This window comes from Bacteroides sp. MSB163, assembly GCF_036416795.1.
Lineage (GTDB): Bacteria > Bacteroidota > Bacteroidia > Bacteroidales > Bacteroidaceae > Bacteroides > Bacteroides maternus.
In genome coordinates this window covers 976,770-994,100 of sequence record NZ_CP143867.1, presented here as the reverse complement: position 1 = coordinate 994,100, position 17,331 = coordinate 976,770, and the positions used below count along the sequence as shown (strand labels likewise).

Annotated in this window: 6 protein-coding genes; 5 read left to right on the top strand and 1 reads right to left on the bottom strand. The window is 42.1% G+C overall.

All coding sequences use genetic code 11. The features are described from left to right. Positions 1-245: 245 nt before the first annotated feature. The 5 genes from VYM24_RS03400 (at position 246) to VYM24_RS03380 (ending at position 12,500) form a co-directional block, all read left to right on the top strand. Positions 246-671, top strand: a complete 426-nt coding sequence (locus VYM24_RS03400; protein ID WP_330941456.1) for a T9SS type A sorting domain-containing protein — start codon at positions 246-248, stop codon at positions 669-671. Between the two features lie 242 nt (positions 672-913). Then, positions 914-7,027, top strand: coding sequence for an RHS repeat-associated core domain-containing protein (locus VYM24_RS03395; RefSeq protein ID WP_330941455.1), 6,114 nt, complete (start codon positions 914-916; stop codon positions 7,025-7,027). Positions 7,028-7,037: 10 nt separating this feature from the next. Next, positions 7,038-7,880, top strand: coding sequence for a hypothetical protein (locus tag VYM24_RS03390; protein ID WP_330941454.1), 843 nt, complete (start codon positions 7,038-7,040; stop codon positions 7,878-7,880). Between the two features lie 216 nt (positions 7,881-8,096). Continuing rightward, positions 8,097-10,775: a glycoside hydrolase family 2 protein gene (locus VYM24_RS03385; RefSeq protein ID WP_330941453.1), complete on the top strand. Its 2,679-nt coding sequence runs from the start codon at positions 8,097-8,099 to the stop codon at positions 10,773-10,775. A 156-nt stretch (positions 10,776-10,931) separates the two neighbouring features. Next, positions 10,932-12,500 (top strand): arylsulfatase, encoded by a 1,569-nt coding sequence (locus tag VYM24_RS03380; protein WP_330941452.1) that lies wholly within the window; start codon positions 10,932-10,934, stop codon positions 12,498-12,500. Positions 12,501-13,195: 695 nt separating this feature from the next. On the opposite strand, the gene VYM24_RS03375 is transcribed toward VYM24_RS03380, so the two are convergent. Further along, on the bottom strand, positions 13,196-17,092 hold the full coding sequence (locus tag VYM24_RS03375) for a hybrid sensor histidine kinase/response regulator transcription factor (RefSeq protein WP_330941451.1): 3,897 nt from the start codon (positions 17,090-17,092) through the stop codon (positions 13,196-13,198). Between the last annotated feature and the right edge of the window lie 239 nt (positions 17,093-17,331).

Here is a 17,331-nt window from a genome sequence, read left to right as displayed (position 1 = left end):
CGGGTACGGTTGGAGTATGGTGGGGTTAAAAGATGGAAGACTTTGCATTTTTTATTTGATTTAGCGAAGTCATGGAGGAAAAAACTGCATGAGAAATTCCTGGTTGTTGTCTATAAACTTTTTATTTAGAGTAAAAACTGTAGAAAAAGGAGTAAAAATTGTATTGCCTCTAAATACATAATGCTGATAGCTTTTTTCTAAAAAAAGAGTGTCTATCTTTATTGCGTAATTAAATTATGAAAAACATGAAATTGAAATTTATTTTGCTCTTAATCAACTTAGGATTGGCCACTTCCATTTTCTCACAATCTTTTTCGTATTTGTATGATGCTGCCGGTAACAGGGTTACTCGAATGCAAGTAGCTACGCGTTCTTTTGTTCTTCAAAAAAACGAGGTAAATGTTGTTTTGTCGGAAGGACTGTTGGAACAGAAAGCAATTAAGCTCTTTCCTAATCCAATGCAAACGGAGTTGACTGTTCTGTTAAGTGAACTCTTTGAGCCGGGTTACGGCGAGGTTTTCCTGTACGATTTGCAAGGTCGACTATTGTTAAGACAGGATGTGACTTCTATACGAACTATCCTTCAGCTTGATAGCTTTGTGTCGGGTACATATTTGCTGAAGTTGGTCTTTGGTTCAAGGCAATCTATATGGAAAATTATTAAAGAATAGGGTTATACTGTTTGTAAACTAATTATTTATTATGAAAACACATCACTTATGGCTTATTCTTTTAGCCGTGACATTTACTTTTATAGTGACATTCCCATCTATGGGACAACAATCTTTTGATTTTATTTCATCCATAAAAAAACATCGGACAGTACCTACTGACACAATTTCTACTGGTGATTCCATTTATATAAAAAAGCTAGAGTGCAGGAGCAAAAGAGACTATTGTTAACCAAAATCCTATGTCTCAACAAGATTTAGTAAGAGGTTTTGCGAGTGGTTCTCATACGCATATCCCTACCTCAATATCTGTAAATACAAGTAAAGATGTTGGTGTTATACCAATAAATTCACAAGTTACGCCATCGGGAGGACTTGTTTACAATGTTCCTATTTCGTGTGTTCCGGTACGTAGTGGCATTACACCTTCTGTTTCCATTACTTATAATAGTCAAGGTGGAAATGACATAGTTGGTTATGGTTGGTCTATTGGCGGTCTATCATCTATAATTCGAGTACCACGTTCTATGTACTATGACGGTAAAACAGCACCGGTTGAAGTGAATGGTGATGATGCATTAATGCTTGATGGAGTTCGTCTGTTACCAACAACTGTTGTGAATGTTTTTGAGACAGAACAAGGGAATATTCGAGTGAAAGCGCAGAAAACGGCATCCGGAACGTTTAGTTATTTTATGGTATTATATCCGAATGGCACGGTAGCTGTGTTTGGTTCACAAACTAATGCGAGTGACTGCCTCGTTTACCCAATATCTAAAAGTACAGATGTTTTGGGGAATATGGTATCCTTTTCTTATGCTTATCAAAATAACAGATATCGTATTCTAAATATAGAATATGGAGCCCATACCTCTTCTGATACGCCATTGGCTAATATTACATTTACTTATAAAGACCGTGTGGACGTGTTGGGTGGTTTTGAAGGAGGGACAGAAGTAAAGTTATCCCATTTACTTGATAATATCAAGTGTTATCACGGAACAGAATTGCTTCATACCTATTCATTTGTTTATAAAACTAGTAATGTGTCTTTGTTGACAAGAATCGATTGCGATAATTTAAATCCTTTGTTGTTTTACTATGGATATGATAATAATATGAATGGATGGGAAAAACAAAAAGCTATATTAACGAGATATTTTAATCAGGATACCGATTTAGTAGTAAATAAGGTAAAGTTTGAGTCAGGGACAGAAGATGATGGACTTTTTTCGTATCCGGATTTTAATCCTTGTGCTATATCTTCGAAAGGGTATTATTCTGCTTTTGCTGAAAACCAAGAGTTGCTTGTATATCGAAATTTGGAAGGTAGTACTTTGGTACCTGCAACTTTGTATGCAGAGCGAGGCTTTCAGACTTTATTGTCGGCAGATGTAGATGGAGTATCTGGAGATGAACTATTGAAGATAAATGCTACGGTGCAGAGTGGTAAGGATCGTTTAACTGTAAAGGTTTATAAGCCTGGTCTGGGTTTGTCTTTGACACAGACTTCTACTTTTACATTTGACAGTGAGGCTCCCAATAGTTCTAGCATTTGGCCAAAAGTATATCTTCCGGGCGATTACAATGGAGATGGAAAAGCTGAGTTATTGGCTATATCTATGGATAGACCTTTGGATAAGGATATGAACTCTAAGTGCTATTTGTTTGATTTGAGCACAAATAAGGTGTTGTTTAATGCTCATGTTTTCAATTTCAATGTGAAACAAGGAATTTTGGTGGCTGTAGATATTGACGGAGATGGAAAGACGGATATTTGTCATATTAATTTTGGGATAACAAAAGTGTATTCGTTTTCTCAAGTGAACGGAGTATATAGCTTAAACTTGAAATGTAGTTTTGACTTATCCTATAATTATGTATTTCAAAGCAATAGAGACATGGCCATTGGAGATATAAATGGTGATGGCAAACCGGAATTCTTAGTAACTCCTGTCAAGTCATATACCAAAAAAGGTACGTATGAGATGCCTGTTACTTCACACGAATTTTGCCCGGAGTGTAATGCAGAATATCCGGAAGATTATGAATGTGTGCATTGTGGAGAATATATTGGGTATTCCAACAGGTGCTTGGTTTGTGGTGAGTGGCTGGATGGTAGTAGTTGTTCTGTGCATGGGGATGTCTGTCAAGTGGAATATTGGCGTAAATTTCATAATGGTACGTGGTGGGAGGTTTATTATCCGTTATCCAATATACGTAGATCGTTTAATTTAACGGAATATGTGGAACATGAAGCTGCCTGTATGCTACAGGATATAGATCAAGATGGGTATGTAGACTTGGTACTTAGGCAGAATACCAGTACGTGGGGGTATTTCAATCGTAATGGTGGGTTTAAAGAAGAGGATAGGTTTGGAACGTCACTTGGTGGTGGTATTACTTTACTTCCTTCTTCTATTTCTCAACCGAATTTTTATAGTTCCCTTATAGCTGTTATTGATGAAAATGTTTACAAGGTGAGCTTTACAAGGAATGAGCGTAAACAATATTTGCTAACAGGAGTAATTAATAGCTTCGGGGTGATAGATAAAAACTCCTATCAACTTCTCAATGCAAAGAACGGAGATTATATTGATTTTTATAGTTCCAATGCAATTGTTTCATTCCCTTATGAACGCTTTCAAGGGCCTTTGTGGGGGCTCGCTGCTAAAGAAACTGCTTTAAATGGTAGCATTTTAACCTCGGAAGAGTATCGCTATCAAGGAGGGGTTGTACATCGGCAGGGCCGTGGCTTTTGTGGCTTTACTAAAATAATAGCAGAGGATGTATTACGTAACAAAACCATAACAACGATATACGATCCTTTGAACTTTAATAATTTGGTTAGGGTCATTACTCCTGAAGCAGAAGGAAATTATACTTATTATTCAGCTGTTGCTTCTAATAAGAAAGCCACGGTACGACTGAACAACTCAGTAGAAAAGGATCTTTTGAAAAGTACCACAGTGACTAAAGATTATCTTTATGATACTTACAGTAATCCTACGCGTGAAACAGTTACTTATACGGATTATACATCTAACAATGTGATCAAAACAGTTACGAATCAAACTTATAGTAATACAAACACAACCGCGAAGTGGCTGATAGGTCTTCCCTGTTTGAAAACAATAACAGAATCGCGTGATGGGAGTTCGTGGGTAACTTCAGAAGAATTGGTTTATAAAACAGGAACAAATCTTCCAGAAAAGAAAATAATTAAAATTAATGGTAATAAAGTTGGAGAAACGCGATGCACTTATGATGTTTACGGCAATGTTTTAACAGAAGTAAGTGCCCCCCGTACATCGGTGGAATATTTAGGAGACACTTGTACTTATTTGAATAATTGCTATGTAAACACTCGTACTGATGCTTTAGGACGTATGACGGTATATTCTAATTATAATAAATATGGCCTACCAGAAAAAGTGGTAAATAATTTGGGTAAGATTGCTTTGTATAATTATGATGATTTGGGGAGAGTTAATACAACCACTTATGATGATGGTACAATAGAGAATATAAATTATAGATGGGATTTGAGTACAGGGGTATATTATATTGAGAAATTAGTAACGGGGATGCCGGAACAGCGTACATATTATGATGCTCTAGGGCGTGATATTCGTATTGGTAATAAACGCTTTGATGGAACTTGGCTGTATATAGATAAACAATATGATAACTGGGGACGCTTATGGAAGGTCTCTCTGCCTTATAAAGGAAATACAGCTTCGTTATGGAATGTATATAGTTATGATGATTTTGATCGAATAGTTTCGTTTTCAGAGCCATATGGCAAAACAACATCTTACAGTTATATTGGGAAAAGTGAAACAATAGTAAAAGAAGGTATTACAATTACCCGAACATACGATAAGAGTGGACTGTTGGCTTCCGCAACAGATCCAGGAGGAACAATTACTTATTCTTATCGTCCAGACAAACAGTTGAAAAAGGTTATTGCACCAGGAGGGGTTATAACAGAGTTTGACTATGATCCTGATTATGGACACCGAACTAAAATTGTAGATCCTAGTGCTGGGACAATGACTTTTACGGAGGGTTACTCGGGTAATATACGTACGGTAACACAAACTGATGCAAATAATAAAACTGTAGCTATTGTATATGATAAATATGGTCGTCCTAAAAGTAAAGTTCAACCAGAGTTTACTACTACTTATAAATATGATCCGGTAACAAAACAGATTGATAATGAGACTTCGACCAATGGCGTTTCTAAAGTCTATACTTATGATGAATATGCCCGATTGAACTCACGGACGGATAAGGTTTCGGATGATATCTGGTTGAAACGTGTTTTCGCTTATGCAAATGGCAATGTGTCTTCTGTTACATATAGTTCCTCTAAAGAGGCGGTGATTGGAACGGAGAATATGACCTATGTTAATGGACAATTAACAGAAGTAAAGTTGGGGACAACTTCTATATGGAAGTTGACAGCCGAGAATGGATTGGGGCAACCTACGAACGCTGTAACTGGACCATTAACGCGTACGTATGGATATAATAGCTATGGTATACTGACAGAAAGAAAAGCTGGAGTGATCCAACATTTTGCTTATACATTCGATATTCAGAAAGGAAACCTGACAAGTCGTGTAGATAAGAAGCGCAATCTGACGGAATCTTTTAGTTATGATAATCTGAATCGTTTAGCTAATTATGCAGGTAAGACGGTAGGGTATGATTCGAAAGGAAATATTACCTCAATGAGTGGTATTGGCACCATGTTTTATAGTCATGATACGAAGCCTTATGCAGTGACTAATGTGGAATTAAATGGAAATCAAATACCTATACGGAATCAAGATGTTACTTATACTTCTTTTCAGCGTCCGGCTACTATTGTAGAAAATGGTTATACAGCTACTTTTACGTATGATTCTTCTGGTGAACGTGCTAAAATGCTTTTAACTCATAAGGGGGCTGTACAAAATGCGACTTATTATCTCGGTAATTGTTATGAGACAAATAATGCGGAAACTCGCCTTTATTTGGCTGGTGATTATTATTCTTCGCCAATTGTTTATATGAAGAAGAATGGATCATGGGGAATTTATTATATTTGTCGTGATTACTTGGGTAGTATCACGCATATTACAAATTCTGCGGGTATTGTCCAACAGGAATTGAGTTATGATGCTTGGGGGCGTTTACGTAATCCTATTAACCATGTACTTTATGCTCCTGGTTTAGAACCGGCATTGCTTTTAGGCAGGGGGTATACGGGGCATGAACATCTGTCTGCCTTTGGCTTGGTTAATATGAATGCGCGTTTATATGATTCCGCATTGGGACGATTCTTGAGTCCGGATCCATATGTGCAGATGATGGATTTCACGCAAAACTTTAATCGATATAGTTATGTGCTAAATAATCCGTTGATGTATGTAGATAAAAGTGGAAAATCTGTTTGGTTAGCTGCTGTTATTGTGGGGGCTTGGATTGGGATGGGAACTGCTATGGTGATGAGTGATAATTCTGGTTGGGCTTTGGCTGGTGATATGTTGAAAGGGCTATTCATAGGTGGAGCATCTGGTGCTGCCGGGTATTTTGCAGGCGGAGCAATGGCTGGATTATTAGGAACGACTAGTTTTATCGGTGGGGCGGTTACTGGGTTTAGTGGAGGTTTTGCTGGCGGTTTTGTCGGAGGAGCTGGAAATGCTTGGTTGAATGGAGCAAATTTTAAGCAGGGGCTGAATGCAGGTTTAGCTGCTGGAGGGATAAGTGGTGCTATTGGTGGTGTTATTGGAGGAGTGCTGGGTGGTGTCTCAGCAATGAAGAATCATGGAAATTTCTTTACGGGAAAGGGAGCTCAATATTTTGATTATACTAATGGAGTGAATATGGCTGATGGAAACACGGTTCAGATTGGTGAGGGTATGGAGTATTCAAATGAGTATGCGGCTGAATTTTCATTAGAAAATTTTGAAAATGTACAAAATGTAGATAATTTGTATGCGGATGGGACTATTCCTAGAGGGCATATAAAATTGGGTGATTTAGTTAAATACAGAGGTCAGTATGTAAATGGAACAACTGTATCCAACGGAGTTGGTAAAGGATATAATGTTTTCTTGTATAAGTCAGCATTTATATGCAAAGAACAACTTTTTTTGACTATGGGACATGAATATTATCATGCAGGTTTTTATGGTATGGGATTAAATAATCCAACCTCACATCATGCTTATATAAGAGAGTGGGAGTATCAGCATGCATTGAAATGGAACTATAAAGTGGGATATTATCGAAATCTGAATAATATGACTTCTACTATTCCGACTAGATATCTGAAAGCAGCGAAAATATTAGGTTATTAAAATATTGGATATGAAAATAGTAGTAGTAAGTTGGGTTCTACTTATGCTTTTAAGCTGCTCATCGACTATCACGAGGAGGGAACTAACAGATATCAGTTGGATACGTAATGATAGTCTTTTGCTAGAGTATCAAAACTATGAAGATGGGAATACATTCGATGTGTCAGATACTTTAATGAATTCGTTACTCGTTTTTGTTCCTTTTAAAAATGATAGTATTTCTTTTGTTCAGAACTCTATATCGGGACTTTGTGACCGAGAGGATTACTCTATGGTTTACCCTAAGGTGGGAGGACGTTTTTATGAATGGTTGGTTAATCAAAGTGTCATAAATAGAACTAGGCATGACAGTATAGTATCATTGCACAAAAATATGCAGTGGGAGGGAAAAGAAGCAGCGGTAAAACTCTTCAGGAAAGTATCTGAGATTTTATATCTTGGTTGTCTTGAAGAGGATACCCCATATAAAAGTTTTCTGCTTCTTATCAAATATAATAGTGAAGAAGACGGAATGGATTCATCTTTTTTTCTGATGAATGATATTGTTCGTGTGGTTTGTAAAGATAATAAGGTGCGTTCTCTGATACGGATAGCTTCTTTGATGAGAGAACAGACTGAATTTGTAGCCGTTTGGACAGAAAAGAAGGAGGACCTTTTTTCTATAAAACGCTTAAGAGGTGATGTTTGGGAGCCCTTCCCTTCTGAAATCTTGAATGAAATGGCTCATACAGGTGAGCGATTTGAAGAGGAGTGGGAATATGAAATGTATAAGATAGATAGAAATGGATGGCTCAGAAATGATTTTTCTGATATGGAATTAGATAAGTATAGGGCTTTGTTTGGAATTAAATGAAATATTCTTATATTAATAGTTGATAATGATTCACTGAAAGTTTCTCATAGCATTCTGTATTTAGGGAGCCATGTTGTATAAATGGATAGTTAGACAAAATTGGATTAAAAATAGCGATTATTGTAACAGTGGTTTTCTGTTTTGCCCTATTTTTGCATCGGATGTTGTAAATGGCTATTACATCAAGTTATGTACACCTAAAATAATACTATTTTCATGAGAAAAATCATTCATTTAATACTAATTGTTTTATTGTTAGTTCCCTGCAGCGCATTGCAGGCGTCTCACCAACCAGAGTTTTCCACTGCCGGTTTCTTCGAGTTACCCAATTCCGGGCGTGAAGTGTTTTCAATGAATCCCGCCTGGCGCTTCCACAAAGGAGCGGTTGAGGGTGCTGAGGCCACGAACTTTGATGATGCAGAATGGGCGGTAGTCTCCCTTCCCAATGGCATTGAATATCTGCCTACGGAAGCCAGTGGCTGCATCAACTATCAGGGAGAAGTCTGGTATCGCAAGCACTTCACCCCCGCAGATGCTTTGAAAGGGAAGAAACTCTTCCTGCACTTCGAAGCCATCATGGGAAAGAGTAAGGTATTCGTCAACGGGAAGTTGCTGACCGAACATTTTGGCGGTTATCTGCCTGTGGTGGTCGATATCTCTGACGTATTGAACTGGGGAGAGGATAATGTGATAGCCGTGTGGGCGGATAACAGCGATGATACGAGCTATCCTCCCGGAAAGGCGCAGGATGTACTCGACTTTACCTATTTCGGCGGCATTTATCGTGATTGCTGGCTGATAGCACATAATCCGGTCTTTATCACCGACCCGAACTTTGAGAACGAAGTAGCAGGCGGTGGCTTGTTTGTGGCTTATGATAAGGTGTCGGATGCCTCAGCCGAAGTGTTACTGAAAGCGCATGTGCGCAATGACAGCCGTAAAGCCTTTACGGGCGTTGTAGAATATGAGTTGCAGCAACCGGATGGTACACAGGTTGCTTTCTTGAATGATAAGGTTCAGGTACGTCCGGGGAAAGCGTTTACCTCGAAAGATAAAATCACGGTGAAGACCCCGATGCTGTGGAGTCCGGAAACTCCCACCTTATATAATCTGATAGTACGCATCCGCGACCGCGAAGGCAATGTGGTGGACGGTTATCGCCGCCGTATCGGTATCCGTAGTGTAGAGTTTAAGGGCAAGGACGGTTTCTGGCTGAATGGCAAACCTTATGAAAGCCCGTTGATTGGCGCTAACCGTCATCAGGACTTTGCGGTGGTAGGCAATGCCGTTGCTAACAGTATTCATTGGCGTGATGCAAAGAAACTGCGTGATGCCGGAATGAAAGTAATCCGCAACGCCCATTGTCCGCAAGACCCGGCATTCATGGATGCATGCGACGAGCTTGGGCTGTTTGTCATTGTCAATACCCCCGGCTGGCAGTTCTGGAATGATGCTCCCGAATTTGCACAACGTGTATATAGCGATATCCGTAATCTTGTGCGGCGCGACCGCAACCATGCTTGTGTGTGGATGTGGGAACCTATCCTCAATGAAACCTGGTATCCGGAAGACTTCGCCAAGAACACCCGTGATATTGTAGACCAGGAGTATCCTTACCCATATTGTTATTCCGGTTGCGACAGCGGTGCACGTGGACGTGAGCATTTCCCGATACTCTTTACACATCCCTCTTACGATGGCAAGTCGTGGGGCGATAAGGATGCTGACCCAAAGATAACCTATTTTACCCGTGAATGGGGTGATAATGTGGATGACTGGAGTTCACATAACTCTCCCAGCCGTGTAGCCCGCAACTGGGGAGAACAGCCTATGCTTATCCAAGCGCAACATTATGCCAACCCCACTTATACATATACCTGTTACGATGCCCTTTACCGCACTCCCCGCCAACATGTGGGCGGCTGTCTGTGGCACTCGTTCGACCATCAGCGCGGTTATCATCCCGATCCGTTCTATGGCGGACTGATGGATGTGTTCCGCCAGCCCAAGTATTCTTATTATATGTTCAAGGCACAACGCTCACCCCAGAAGCAGGAACGTCTTTTTGAAACCGGTCCGATGGTTTATATTGCTCACGAGATGACACCGTTCTCCGGCAAGGATGTGACTGTTTTTTCCAATTGCGATGAAGTGCGCCTCACCTTCCTGAAAGATGGAAAGACTTATACTTATAATAAACCGGTAGTTAAAGAAGGTATGCCTTCGCCGGTTATCACTTTCCCCGATGTCTACGATTTCATGACTGATAAAGCAATGTCACGTAAGAAAAAGCAGGATGAAGTATTCCTGCGGGCAGAAGGCTTGATAGACGGTAAAGTGGTTGCTACGCACGAAGTGCATCCTGCCCGTCGTCCGGAAAAAGTGCTGCTTTGGGTGGATGATGAGAATGTGAACCTGAAAGCCGATGGTTCCGATTTTGTCACTGTAGTAGCTGCCATAGCCGATAAGAACGGGAATATCAAACGTTTGAACAACTACTATGTGAAGTTTCATGTGGAAGGCGAAGGACGTATTCTGGGTGATGCCGGAATATTGGCAAATCCCGCTCCGGTGAAGTGGGGGACGGCTCCGGTGCTGATACAGTCCACTTTGAGGCCGGGTAAGATAAAAATAACGGCAAGTGTGTTGTTCGAAGGTTCGCAGATGCCTGTAAGTGCTGTATTAGAATTAGAAAGCTATTCTGCCGCCCGTCCGTTGGTTTATTCGGAGAAAGATGCTGCGCTGATCGCCGGTTCATCTTCTTTGCAAACTGCCGGAACGTCTGCAAAATCGGCTGCGGAGTTGGAACAGGAACAGCTTTTGAAAGAGCAAAATGCTCAGAGGCTGAAGGAAGTGGAGCAGCAACAGGAAGACTTCGGGGAGAAGAACAAGTGAGTAAGTGACGAGCTACAAGCTACGGGCTACAAGTGGCTACGCTGTGTTGGCGGGCGAAAGATTTTTCGCCCCTACACGTATTGTGACAACGCTTGTAGGGGCGAATAATCATTCGCCCGGAATACATCGATATTTAATTTGAATATACAATTCAGTATGAAACAGACAGTTATAACTTTAGGAACAGGCCTGCTGGCTACTGTTGCTTTGTGTGCCAATGCGGCAAACAAGAATTCCAAACCTAACATTATCTTTATCCTCTGCGACGACATGGGATACGGGGATTTAGGATGTTACGGACAGAAATACATTGAAACGCCTAACATAGACCGTATGGCAGCCGAAGGCATGCTGTTTACCCAAGCCTATGCCGGTAGTCCGGTGAGCGCCCCTTCCCGTGCTTCGCTGATGACGGGACAACATACAGGACACACCCATGTGCGCGGAAATAAAGAGTATTGGCAGGGAGTTCCAACCGTGAAATACGGGATTAATGACGAATTTACCGTTGTCGGTCAGGAACCATACGATGAAAATCATATCATTCTTCCTGAGATTATGAAAAAGAACGGTTATACAACGGGAGTCTTCGGCAAGTGGGCAGGTGGTTATGAAGGCTCTTGTTCCACACCGGATAAGCGGGGTATCGATGAATTCTATGGTTATATATGCCAGTTCCAGGCTCATTTATACTACCCTAACTTTCTGAACAGGTACAGCACACAGGCAGGCGATACAGGCGTTATACGTATTCTGCTGGAAGATAATATCAACTACCCGATGTTTGGCGATGATTACAAGAAACGCACTCAATATTCGGCAGACCTGATTCACGGTAAGGCGCTGGAATGGCTGGACAAACAGGACGGAGAGCAGCCTTTCTATGGCTTTTTCACCTACACCTTGCCGCATGCGGAACTTGCGCAGCCGAATGATTCTATCCTGAAAAACTACAAGAAGAAGTTTTTTAGAGATAAAACCTGGGGCGGGTATGAGAAAGGACGTTATAATGTTTCGGAGCATACTCATGCCCAGTTTGCCGGTATGATTACCCGCCTGGACTGTTACGTGGGTGAAGTCTTGAAGAAGTTGAAAGAAAAGGGACTGGACGAGAACACCATCGTCATCTTCAGTAGCGACAACGGCCCTCACGAAGAAGGAGGAGCGGACCCGGAGTTCTTCGGACGGGATGGGAAACTGCGTGGTTTGAAACGGCAGTGTCATGAAGGTGGCATCCGGATTCCTTTCATTGTGCGCTGGCCGGAACGCATCTCCGCCGGTTCGGTAAACGACCACCAGCTGGCATTTTATGACATCATGCCTACTTTCTGCGAACTGGCGGGCGACAAAGGATTCCCGAAAAAGTACATCAACAAGAAGTTAGAAGGTGACTGTTTCGATGGCATCTCTTTTGCCCCGACTTTGTTAGGCAACGCTGGTGAACAGCAGAAACATGATTTCCTCTATTGGGAATTCCATGAAACCGACCAGTTCGGCGTTCGTATGGGCGATTGGAAACTGATAGTTAAGAAAGGAAAGCCCCATCTATACGACCTTGCAAAGGATATCCACGAAGATAACGATATAGCTGCGCAACATCCGGAAATCGTGAAACAGATGCTCGAAGTTATCCGTCGGGAGCACAGAGAAAACGATATGTTCCCGGTGACATTGCCGGAGTCCGCTTCGAATTATCCTTTACTTTCTAACATAGAAACCTTATAAAACTCAAAAGATACCTCAAGATGAAATTAATAAAGCTGTTCGTTTAAAAAGTGAGTATTATAATGAAAAAGAAAAGGAGAAAAAGAAATGAACAACATAGAGTCGCATTTATAACTTGAACTCAGCCCCTACATAGAGTTTATCCTCACTTTTACCTACACGCTTACACCCGTGCTCTGTATCTCCCTATTCATCGGTGATATAGCATGGTGTAAGCAAATAAAAACAGAGTGTAGGCAAATTTGCCTACACTACTCTTAATTAGATGTATGTTTTTGATTATCTTTTTGTTATCTTTCATATTCGTATAAAACCTTTGATTCCCTATCTTCTCATTTCCTGCTTTTTTTGATATAAAAGATACCGGATTACCTGTTTTTCATTAGATAGCACTCTGTTTCTTACCTACTTTTATCCATTCTAAATAGGGATTGTATATGTCAATCTCCTATGTTCATTGGGAAAACTATGTATGTTTATTTTGTTGATATCCAGTGTTTTAATGGTGATTACATCTGTGGAGCTCGTGCTTTACGATTGTGGAGCACGAGCCTCATAACTGTGAGGCAACTGAACTACATTTGTGGCCATTGCAAAATGAAGCACTCTGAAATAAGCAACTGCCTATGCGAAAGCAATGAACTGCCTATGTGAAAGCAATGATACAGCTGTGTTTACACTACATAACAGCCTTTTTACGTATGTTCCTCCTTGTATTGGGTCGGCGAACACCCCATATACTGTTTGAATACCGTACTGAAATAGCGTGATGTGGAGAACCCCGTCTGATCCGCTATCTCATTAATGTTGAGGGTGCTATGGGTAAGTAACCAGACCGCCCGTTCCACCCGGAGCTTGGTTATGTAATCATTGGCTCCCATACCTGTCACCACCTTTAGTTTATTATAGAGAGAAGCGCGGCTGATTCCCAGTTCCGTACAGAGGAAAGGCACCCCCATCTGTAGATTGTCCAGATTCTCGGTGATTGACTTATTCAACCGTTTCAGGAACTTCTCGTCTGCCGGGCTGAACGTACTTTCCTGTGGCTGAGGCAATGGTCCCGCTTCTGCATAGCGCGTCCGCATCCGCTCACGGTTCTTCAGTTGGCTCTGAATGATGGTATGAAGTATGCTGACCTCAAAAGGCTTCGTCAGATAAGCATCGGCTCCGTTCTTGTAACCGAAAATCTGGCTTTCCTCATCATTGCGGGCGGTCAGCAGAATAATAGGGATATGGCTGATTTCCAGGTCTTCCTTGATGTGCTTGCACAACTCATACCCATTCATGCGGGGCATTTGTATGTCACTGACAACTATATCTGGATATGATTCCCGACAAATGCGCAGCGCTTCTTCACCGTCATAAGCCACCCATATCTTCTTGAATTTGCCTTTCAGTGCTTCGGACAAATAGTCAGTCAAATCCTTGTTGTCATCTACTATGAGCAGCGTGTTGTTCGTGGTTTCCTCTTTTACGGCTGTTTCTTCCGGAATGCTTTCCACTTCCTGGGTAGGAGCTAACAACTCATTCAGATAAGGTTGGGGTTGCAGGGTTACTTTTCCGGGCTGCACGTTGCGGGGCAACTCAAACCAGAAGGTTGCTCCGGGGGCGGTTTCGTGGTCATAAGCACCGATGCTCCCGCCATGCTGTTCGGCCAGAATCTTGGAATAAGAAAGACCGATACCTGTGCCCGGACGGCTGTTGTTGCCTTGATAGAATCGGATAAAGAGATTGTTTATATCTATGTCCTTTAAACCGGGACCTTCGTCGGCTACAGAAATGCGCACGTTGCTCTGGTCTTCGGACAAACTTACGGATACACTGATTTGTCCGTTCTCAGAACTGTATTTCAGTGCATTGATAAGCAGGTTCGTCAGGATGGTGGTGCATTTCTCCTTGTCAAAACAGAGGGTGTCCACTTCCTTGTCCGAATTGTAAACAATGGAAATTCCTTTCATTGTTGCCTCCGGCCGGAAATCATCAATAAGTTGTTCCACCCACGGGTTCAACTCTACGTTCTCCACATGCAAGGTGCTTTGTCCCACTTCCATTTTCCGTACATTCAGCACCATGTTCAGAAGCTCTTTCATGCGTCCGGACTGCTTGCTGATGCTTTGTATAATAGGGTATTTTTCATCCTCCGGTGATAAGGTTGCCAAGAGTTGCTTTAGTGGGGCATGTATCAAGGTGAGTGGAGTGCGCAATTCATGGTTGATGTTGATAAGGAAGCGTACTTTTTCTTCATACACTTGTTGCTCGTGCTCTTTCATGGCCCATTTCAGCTTGTTTTCTTTGCGGCGCAGCAGGGAGAAGAATACGAGTACAATGCCGGAGAATGCCACTATGATGCAACTTATTGTGAACCAGCCGGATTTATACCAGGGCGGAAGCACTATTAATTCCAGTATTTGGTAATCTTCCGTCCATCCTCCACTGCGGGTGCTGCATGCAGCCATCACTTGATAAGTTCTTGCAGGCAACCCGCTGAGTGTCAGTTCCGGTTGATAAGAGTAGATGACTTGCCCCTCCATTCCCCGCAGGGTGTAGCGATACATGGGTTTGCGGAAGATATCTTTGTCGTGGGCGATAATCTTGATGGATATGGGCTTGCTTTGCTCCGGTACTTTCAGGCTTTGTCCGGTGTTAATCAGGGCGTTCATACGCTCTCCGCCTACCGATACGTCAGCCAGTTCCAGTATGGGCGGAGTTGTTGACTCGTCGGGAAGTTGCTTGTTGACACAGAGCAGGCCGTTGACACCACCCATGTAGATATCGCCTTGGGCAGATAACAACCGTGGCTTTTCCAGATACTCATTCAGAATCACTCCGTCAGATTCTCCGTAGAGGATGAACTCTCCTTCGTGAATGAGGTGGGCAAACAGTTTTCCGTCAGCCCCCAGCCATACGCGCCCCCGTTTATCACAAATCAGTGAATTGATTTCATGGATCAGGCTGTTGGGAATGTTGGTGTGTTCTCGCTTCTCGATGGAGTAACGGCTGAGGCCGTAATTGCTTCCTATCCAGAAAACCCCGCTTTCATCGATAGCTATGGAATTGAATATGGTGTCTCCCTGACAACTGAAGAGAGTTTCCAACATATTCTTCCGGGAGTCTATGCGGTAGATGCGTTTAAAATCGTGCAGGTAGGAGACAGGACCTTTGCTCTCTATCGGCAACATGGTACCAATAATCTCTTTAGTGTATTTATCCAGTGAAATAGGGGTGAATTCTTTCTTACTTATGTGGTAACTATAAGGCGATTCGGCAAGTAATAATATGGTTTCGGGTGTATTTTGGAATACGTTTACGGTTTTTCCACGCTTGCACATCAGTTCGTTGATGCTGTCATTTACGATAATGAGTGGCTGGTAATTTCCGGTTTTCCTGTCGAAGAAGAACAATCCTTTGCTAAACAGGGATACTAATAACCGTTGTTTGTCCACTCCTGTGATAGAAGATACTTTGTCTCCCCATGTAGATATGACGTGATGGAATTTCTTGTTGCCGGGATGAAGACTGTTGATTCCACCGCCGTCTGTCCCGATCCAGATTTCGTCATCTTCGTCCTGATAGATGCATAAGATTGATTTCTCACTTAATCCGTATTCCGTGCCGGGCAGGGCATCCGAGTAAATCTTCATCCCTACTTCCTTAATGCTGATTAGTCCTCCGCGTACACTGCCTGCCCACATACTATTGTTAGCGTCAGCGTACAGATAAAGAATGGAATTGACCGGAAAGGAGTAAGGATCACCGGGGGTATGGGACAGGACGGACATTGTGTCGTCTTCCGGATTTAAGATATAAATACCTGCACCATCTGTTCCAATCCAGATTTTCCCGTCATTTTCGGCCAGTGAGAGCACGACGTTGGTTTGCAAAGGGGAGTTCCCGCTGTGGTAGGAGTGTAGGAGTTTGCCATTCCGGTCGTAGCACCTCACTCCTTGATGATAAGGAGCTATCCATATATTCCCATCCTTGTCGATAAGAGTGGAGATTAATTCGTTACTTTCAAAAGGGACAGGCCGTGTCTGACCGGTAGGTACGTCAATGAGTAATGCGTGGTTCCAGCGGTTACTGCACAATAGGGTGTGGTCGTCCCACTTTTGTAAGTTGGTAATATTGTATTTATTATTAGGTGTCAGAGGATATAAGAATTTGATTTTCCGGTTGGCATAGTCATATTTATAGAGTCTTCCGTTACCACCGAACAACACGCCGTCGGTCCACGGGCAGATGGAAGTCACGGTCACCGGGTTGTTGTCTTCGTCGCGTGCCTGGAGGAATTTGTCTTCCTGATAATCGTAGTAGAATAAACCTTTGGGAGTAATGGTCCAGATGGTATGTTCTTTATCTTCAATAATATGGGTGATATTTCCCAATAGATATTTCCTTAGTTCGTAGCCGTCGAAACGTCCGATACCCAGCCTCGTTCCCATCCATACGTATCCCTTCTCCTGGCTCACAACTAGGCAGCGGACCGAAGAGGACAGGCCGTTTTGCGTACTTATCTGCTGGAAAGCGTATTGTTTATTGCCGACTGCTTTATCCGGAAAGAGCGATAATAGGAACAATACTAGTGTGGTTAACATGGTTTTTCTCATGGTATTGTGCAAAGATTGGAACAAAAATAAACTTTTGTATCGAACCATACAAAACAAAAGGCAGGAATCTGATGGGAAGAAACTCCAATTTTGTCTATTTTTAGCTCCAAATTTGGCTATACCACTGCAGGAAGGCTGTAGGTAGTCAATTTTGGATTTAGTAATAGTGATTATTGTACCGGTGCTCCTTCTGTTTCGCTTTACATTTGCATCGAAATCAATGTTAA

Excerpts from the sequence above, each read along its gene's own strand:
- VYM24_RS03400 (WP_330941456.1), top strand. The coding sequence starts at position 246 with ATGAAATTGAAATTTATTTTGCTCTTAATCAACTTAGGATTGGCCACT.
- VYM24_RS03395 (WP_330941455.1), top strand. The coding sequence starts at position 914 with ATGTCTCAACAAGATTTAGTAAGAGGTTTTGCGAGTGGTTCTCATACG.
- VYM24_RS03390 (WP_330941454.1), top strand. The coding sequence starts at position 7,038 with ATGAAAATAGTAGTAGTAAGTTGGGTTCTACTTATGCTTTTAAGCTGC.
- VYM24_RS03385 (WP_330941453.1), top strand. The coding sequence starts at position 8,097 with ATGAGAAAAATCATTCATTTAATACTAATTGTTTTATTGTTAGTTCCC.
- VYM24_RS03380 (WP_330941452.1), top strand. The coding sequence starts at position 10,932 with ATGAAACAGACAGTTATAACTTTAGGAACAGGCCTGCTGGCTACTGTT.
- VYM24_RS03375 (WP_330941451.1), bottom strand. The coding sequence starts at position 17,092 with ATGTTAACCACACTAGTATTGTTCCTATTATCGCTCTTTCCGGATAAA.